The 7,053-nt window shown below is 30.6% G+C and carries 5 protein-coding genes; all 5 read left to right on the forward strand.

Annotated features, from left to right (window positions below; all coding sequences use genetic code 4):
- Positions 1-1,153: lipoprotein 17-related variable surface protein (locus T386_RS04360; RefSeq protein WP_036460088.1), on the forward strand; the 1,153-nt coding region annotated here is incomplete at its 5' end.
- Between the two features lie 210 nt (positions 1,154-1,363).
- Positions 1,364-1,777, forward strand: coding sequence for a 30S ribosomal protein S12 (rpsL, locus tag T386_RS0103755; RefSeq protein ID WP_029513797.1), 414 nt, complete (start codon positions 1,364-1,366; stop codon positions 1,775-1,777).
- 31 nt (positions 1,778-1,808) lie between these two features.
- The gene (rpsG, locus tag T386_RS0103760; RefSeq protein ID WP_029513798.1) at positions 1,809-2,279 is read left to right on the forward strand and encodes a 30S ribosomal protein S7; all 471 of its coding nucleotides are present in this window, start codon (positions 1,809-1,811) and stop codon (positions 2,277-2,279) included.
- A gap of 27 nt (positions 2,280-2,306) precedes the next feature.
- Positions 2,307-4,403 (forward strand): elongation factor G, encoded by a 2,097-nt coding sequence (gene fusA, locus T386_RS0103765; RefSeq protein ID WP_029513799.1) that lies wholly within the window; start codon positions 2,307-2,309, stop codon positions 4,401-4,403.
- A gap of 207 nt (positions 4,404-4,610) precedes the next feature.
- A complete protein-coding gene (locus T386_RS0103770) occupies positions 4,611-6,683 on the forward strand; it encodes a bifunctional metallophosphatase/5'-nucleotidase (protein ID WP_029513800.1) in 2,073 nt (690 codons plus the stop codon).
- Positions 6,684-7,053: the final 370 nt, after the last annotated feature.

The following is a 7,053-nucleotide window of genomic DNA, read 5'->3' on the forward strand; positions in this document are numbered from 1 at the left end:
AAATGGCATAAAAAATATTTCATTTAAGCTTAAATATGATCATAAAGAGTCATCAAAAGTTGCTAATTTGTCTATAAATAAGTTCTATTCTACAAAACAGTTTGATGCCTTGTGTGATAGTTTAACTATTGAGGATTTAAAAATTAATGTTGATTCGGATTTATCACCAAGTGAATATAATGTAGGCAACATTCAATTAAAAAAAGACTCTCCATTATTATCAATCAATGCTAACCTTATAATTAGCCAAACTGAAATAGTTTTGACAGATGATCAAAATGGCGATTTGGATATAAAGGTTATCTTAGCTGATAAAATAAATAAATGCTCATATAGTAAAAATCTAAAAATTACTGGTTTTTATAGTATTCTCAAACACAATAAACAAGTTGAAGACTTTGCTAATTCACTATCAATAGATTCATTTGTGCTTAAAAATATAAGACATTATAGGGCATCAAATTACAGTGTCGAAGAGATAGAATTTAAAGAAGAATATAATCAAAAGTTTATTGAATTAATCAAAAAAGTTGACTTCAAATATACATTAGAACCTAAGGTTAGTGATGGTCAAGAAGAAGTATTTATTAGGTTATTTTTTACTGCTAAAAATAAAAAATTTTCAGTAGAGAAAATTATAGGACCATATGGAGGTTTTTATAAAACAGGAGATGCTTATTCTTTAGATAGTAGTGATTTAGCAATTATATTAAGGAGAATATTTGCCTATTCTCATTATGTTTTACATGAGGATAAAATAGATCCTATTTTAAAAGATATTAGTCTTAATAAATATTTTTTATTTAATCACGGAAAAATTACAAAATCAGAAATAGAGCAAAGACTTAATCTAGCATTGCATGATCAAGAGTTTATGCAAGCATTAATAATGAATAATCAAGCTGGCATTCATCAGGCAAAACGTGCAACGAAATTAGTTAGTTGAATATCTAGATTGCCAAAATTACGTGTCAAAATTATTTCATGGTCTGATTCTTCTGATTACGAACAATTTGTTAAATTTATTTTTCAATTAGCTAATTCAACCGTGGGTAACCCTGATTTTGATTATGATAATTCATCAACCAAATATCAATTTAACACACGAAAGAGTGGCTTAACCAGAGTTAGTGTTGTCAGAACAAAAGAATAAAGTAGACCAAAAATAGATTTATTGCATGTCAAAATAATTATTAATAGTTATATTATTTTGATCATTTTTATAATTGATAAATTTGCCACTTTTTCAATAAAAAAATAAAAAAATGAAACACACGGCAAAGTTGTTATATAATTGAAAAACCTTTTATTATTTTATAAGGTTAATTTTAGGACATTTATTATATTTAAAGAAAGGAAACAAATGCCTACAACAAATCAATTAGTTACAAATGGTAGGGTTGATAAGATTCGCAAACAAAATGCTCCTGCATTGAATTTAAATTACAACCTTTTAACTAAAACAGCTCGTAAGCTACCATCACCATTTAAACGTGGTGTATGTACAAGGGTTGCTACCATGACTCCTAAGAAACCTAACTCAGCATCTCGTAAATATGCGCGTGTTAAGTTATCTAATGGAATGGAAATTACTGCCTACATTGGTGGCGAAGGACACAACCTTCAAGAACACTCTGTTGTTTTAATTCGTGGTGGAAGGGTTAAAGACCTTCCTGGTGTAAGATATCATATAGTTCGTGGAACACAAGATTTAGCTGGTGTTGCTAACCGTAAACAAGGTCGTAGTCTATACGGTGCCAAGAAAGAAAAGAAATAATTTTTAGGAATTAAGAAAGGAAAAAGGAATTATGTCAAGAAAACACAGCGCTCCTATTAGAGAAGTACTTGCAGATCCAGTTTTTAATTCTGTATTAGTTACTAAATTAATTAACACCATTATGTTAGATGGTAAAAAATCATTGGCACAAGATATCTTATATTCAGCTTTTAAAATTATTAAGGAAAAGACTCAAAAAGATCCTATTGAAGTTTTTCAGGCTGCAATTGAAAACGTTACACCACAATTAGAAGTTAGAACAAGAAGAATTGGTGGTACTAACTACCAAGTACCTACAGAAGTTTCAGCAAGAAGAAAACAAACATTGTCACTTAGATGAATAGTTCAATATGCTCGTTTAAGAAATGAAAAAACAATGGAAGTTAAACTTGCTAATGAAATTATTGATGCATCAAATAAAACTGGTGGAGCTATTAAAAAACGTGAAGATACTCATAAAATGGCTGAAGCTAACCGTGCTTTTGCTCATTTTAGATGATAATTATTCACTAATGATTAAAGGTTAATTATGGCTACAACAAGAAAACATAAATTAGAAGATTACCGTAATATTGGTATTATGGCCCACATTGATGCAGGGAAAACAACAACAACTGAAAGAATTTTATTGCACACAGGTAAAATTCATAAATTAGGTGAAACACATGATGGTGCTTCACAAATGGACTGAATGGTTCAGGAACAAGAACGTGGTATTACTATTACCTCAGCCGCCACAACTGCTTTTTGAAAAGGCAAGAAAATTAATATTATTGACACTCCAGGTCACGTTGACTTTACAGTAGAAGTGGAACGTTCACTTCGTGTGCTTGATGGTGCTGTTACAGTACTTGATGCACAATCTGGTGTTGAACCTCAAACTGAAACAGTTTGAAGACAAGCTACAACATATAGAGTTCCAAGACTTATTTACATTAATAAAATGGATAAAGCAGGAGCCGATTTCTTTGCTTCTGTTAAATCTGTAAAAGACAGATTAAATGCTAATGCTGTTGCTATCCAAATCCCTATTGGTGCTGAAAGTAATTTCACTGGGTTAGTCGACTTAGTTGAAATGAAAGCCTATGAATATGATGGTAAACCTGAGGAAAATCCAAAAGAAATAGAAATTCCTTTTGATTTACAAGAATTAGCAAAAGAAAAAAGACAAGAATTAATTGAAGCAGTTGCTACTTACGATGAAGAATTTATGCTTAAAGTGCTTGATGGTGTTGAACCTTCGATCGATGAACTTAAGAAAATGATTCGTATAGCTACTTTAACAGCAGAATTCTTTCCTGCTGTTTGTGGAACAAGTTTTAAAAATAAAGGTGTTAAAAAAATGATCGACGCTGTTGTTGATTATTTACCTTCACCACTTGATATTCCACCTACAAAAGCGCATAAAGGTGAAGAAATTATAGAAGTTCCAGCTTCTGATGATTACCCATTTACCGGACTTGCATTTAAAGTTATGACTGACCCATTTGTTGGTTCATTAACATTTATAAGAGTATATGCTGGTGTACTTACCAAAGGTAGTTATGTAACTAACTCAACCAAAGGCACAAAAGAAAGAATTGGCCGTTTAATTCAAATGCATGCTAATTCACGTAATGAAATTGATGAAGCTGATACAGGTGATATTGTGGCTGCTGTTGGACTTAAAAGTACAACTACTGGTGATACATTAATTGCTGACAAAGCTCCTGAAATTGTGCTTGAAAAAATGGTATTCCCAGAACCTGTTATTTCACAGGCACTTGAACCAGAAAGCAAGGATGCTATGGAAAAACTTGCTCTTGGTTTGCAAAAATTAGCTGCTGAAGACCCTACATTTAGAACCTATACTGATGAAGAAACTGGACAAACCATAATTGCTGGTATGGGTGAATTACACCTTGATATTATTGTTGACCGTCTTAAAAGAGAACATGGTGTTAAAGCTAAAGTTGGAGCTCCACAAGTTTCATACCGTGAAACAATTACTAAGACAGCAGATGTTGAAGGTAAACATATTAAACAATCTGGTGGTAAAGGTCAATATGGCCACGTTTGAATTAAGTTTGAGCCAAATCCAGACAAAGGTTTTGAATTTGTTGACAAAATTGTTGGTGGTAAAATTCCTAAGGAATATATTAAACCAATCCAAAAAGGTCTTGAAGACAAAATGGCTGGTGGTATATTGGCTGGTTATCCAATGATTGATATTAAAGCTACATTATTTGATGGTTCATACCATGATGTCGACTCTTCTGAATTAGCCTATAAAATAGCAGCATCTAAAGCATTAACCAAAGCTAAAGATTTAGTAGGTACTGTATTATTAGAACCTATTATGGACGTTTCTGTTATTATTCCTGATGATTATTATGGAGATGTTATGGGTGATATTACACGTCGTCGTGGTCAAATCCAAGAAAGTGAATTAAGAAACGATGGTGCTCATATTTTACGTTGTTTAACACCTCTTAGCGAAATGTTTGGTTATGCTACTGACTTACGTAGTATGACTGCTGGTAGAGGTAATTACCAAATGCAATTCCATCACTATGAAAAATGTCCTAAAAATATTTCTGATGAAATTATTAAAAGACGTAATATTCAAGTTAAAAATGATGATTAATTAAACTAATTCTATAATTTTGAACTCGCAACAAACTTGCGAGTTTTTGTATTTTGCACAAATTTTAAATTTTCCTATAATGTGAAAATTTTTGCCTTTTTATCTCAACATAAACATAACTAGATATTATTTATTGCAAGTACTTAAATTTATTAGCTAATAAGTTTATGTGCTTTTTAAGTTATTATGAGAGGTTATAAAGGTTATATGAAACGTAAATTATGATTAAGTCTTGGTAGTGTTTCGGTTTTAGCGCCGCTCACACTTATTGCTGCTAGTTGTAATAAAAATAATAAAGACAATAACAATGATGAAGTAAAAGATACACTAAAAGAAGCTAAAATAGCTTATGAAAATGCTTACAAATCTTTTAATGAGGCATTAGAAAAAGATGTTAAAGAATTAAAGGCTAAAAAGAAAGCTATTAATTCCGAAGAGGATAAAGCTAAAATTGAAAAATTAGAAGAAGAAAGAAACTCTTGAGTTAAAACCCGAACTCCTATATTAAAGGATTTAAGAAAAGAAGCTAATGAAAAATATTTAGCTCTAAAAAAGGCACAAAAAGGAGCTAGTCAACAATTAATTAAAGTTTTTCATACTAATGATGAACACGGTAGATTATTATTTGATGATGGAAAATATAATAATTACTCAGGAATGCAAAGCATAGCTGAAATTATCGGTGCTGATTTTGATAGGGACTTGTTGTTATCTGCTGGTGACTTAATTCAAGGTCTTCCATTATCTGATTCAGATAAAGGTATGACAATTTCAAAAGTTACAAAAGCTATGGGTTATCATGCCGTAGCTGTTGGAAACCATGAATTTGACTATGGTTTAGAACATTTATTTAATATTCAAAAAGCAACAGAAGGGATGCCATTTTTATCAGCAAATGTTGTTTGAAATAAAAAAGCTGCTGATGAAAAGGTGAAAACTCTTGCTGGTAAAGACGCAATTGAAGGCGAAAGAGTTTTTGAACCTTATATTATTAAAGAACTAGATTCAGGCATCAAAGTTGGTATTATGGGAATTACAACTCCTGATACTCAATGAACTTCAAATCCAAAGAACTCAGTAAATGTTAAATTTTTAGATCCTGTCGAATCAGGTAATAAAGCTGCTCTTGAATTAAAAGAAAAAGGTGTTAATTTTGTGATCGCTCTAACACACTTAGGTGTTGACAGACCTGATACAAATTGAGACTCAAGAACTTTTGCTAACAAAATTAAAAATGTTGATTTAGTTTTAGATGGACACTCGCATACACTTGTGCCTGTTGAAAAATCTAAGAATAGTGAAAGCGTATATTTGACACAAACTGAATGCTACACAAAATATTTAAGTGAATTAGATATTACTTTGGATACAAAAAGCGGTGAAGTTTTGAATATTAACCAAAAATTAAGACCAATTGAAGAAATTGAATTACTTGGCGGTAGAGAAATCAAAAACCAAGAAATTAAAAAATATATTGATGATTTAAAAGTTGAATTTGACAAAATTTATAGTGTAACAGTTCTTAAAAATTCACCAATTGAATTTAGACACACTGATGAATTTAAAGTGAAAAATTCAAATGGAAAAGAAACAGTTGCTTGATTAGGAAGAACTAATCAAACTAACTTAGGAATGTTTTCATCTGATGCCATTGCGTGAGATTTCATTGAAAATAATCCTAAGGTAGAAGGTAAAACTGTTGAATATACTCTTGACAATGTTATAGGTTTATTCAATGGTGGTGGTTTGCGTGCAAACCTAGAAAAAGGCAAAAAGATTACAAAAGGTGACATTTTAGGCATAGCACCATTTGGTAATAGAATTGCAGCTGTCGCTGTTAAAGGAAGCACTTTACTTGAAGTAATGAAGCATGGAGCATTAAAAACTTTTGCAGGTGCTTTTGCTCAATATTCAAGTAATGTTAAAGCCAATATAAATTTAAAATCAGAAACCGATGGCAAAAGAACATATGAAATTGATGAAGCAAGCATTAAAATTAATGATAAAGCTATCGATGTAAATAAAGATTATTATATTGTAACTAATGACTTTATCTTAGTAGGTGGAGATGGCTATACAATGCTTGACTATGTTAAAAATCCTACAAAAGCTAAATCAATTTATGAAGGTGGAGATTTAATAGAGTCATTAATTAAATATATGCAATTAATTAGCGTTGAACCATTTGTAACTTCAACCAATCCATTTGGTAAAAGAGATCTTAAATCATATAGCCACGATACTTTTACAAAAAATGTAGTTGTAAAACACGAACTATAGCAAAATGAAAAAAACAGGCAAGCCTGTTTTTTTATTATTTGGCTGTTTTATAGGTAAATAATGTAATTATTTAAACTTATTTTCCTGAGTTTCCGAGTTGCTAATTAATTTAGCAACTTTTTTAATGTCCTATATTACTTAAGTAATATAGAAAAAAATATTTTTATCTATACATTATATACCATTTATGATATAATTTAGGTGTTATGAGTAAATCTTTATATATTATGAAAACAAAAAATGGAAGTAGAAATAATCAAAGCTATTATGTTTTTGTTGCTACTTCTGCTGGTTATGGAAAAGGATATAAAAAAATAGTTTCATTAGGTAACCTAGAATCTTTGGAAGCAAAAAATCCACAATGTATTGA

It is taken from the genome of Mycoplasmopsis primatum ATCC 25948, from assembly GCF_000702785.1.
Taxonomy (GTDB): Bacteria; Bacillota_I; Bacilli_A; order Mycoplasmatales; family Metamycoplasmataceae; genus Mycoplasmopsis; species Mycoplasmopsis primatum.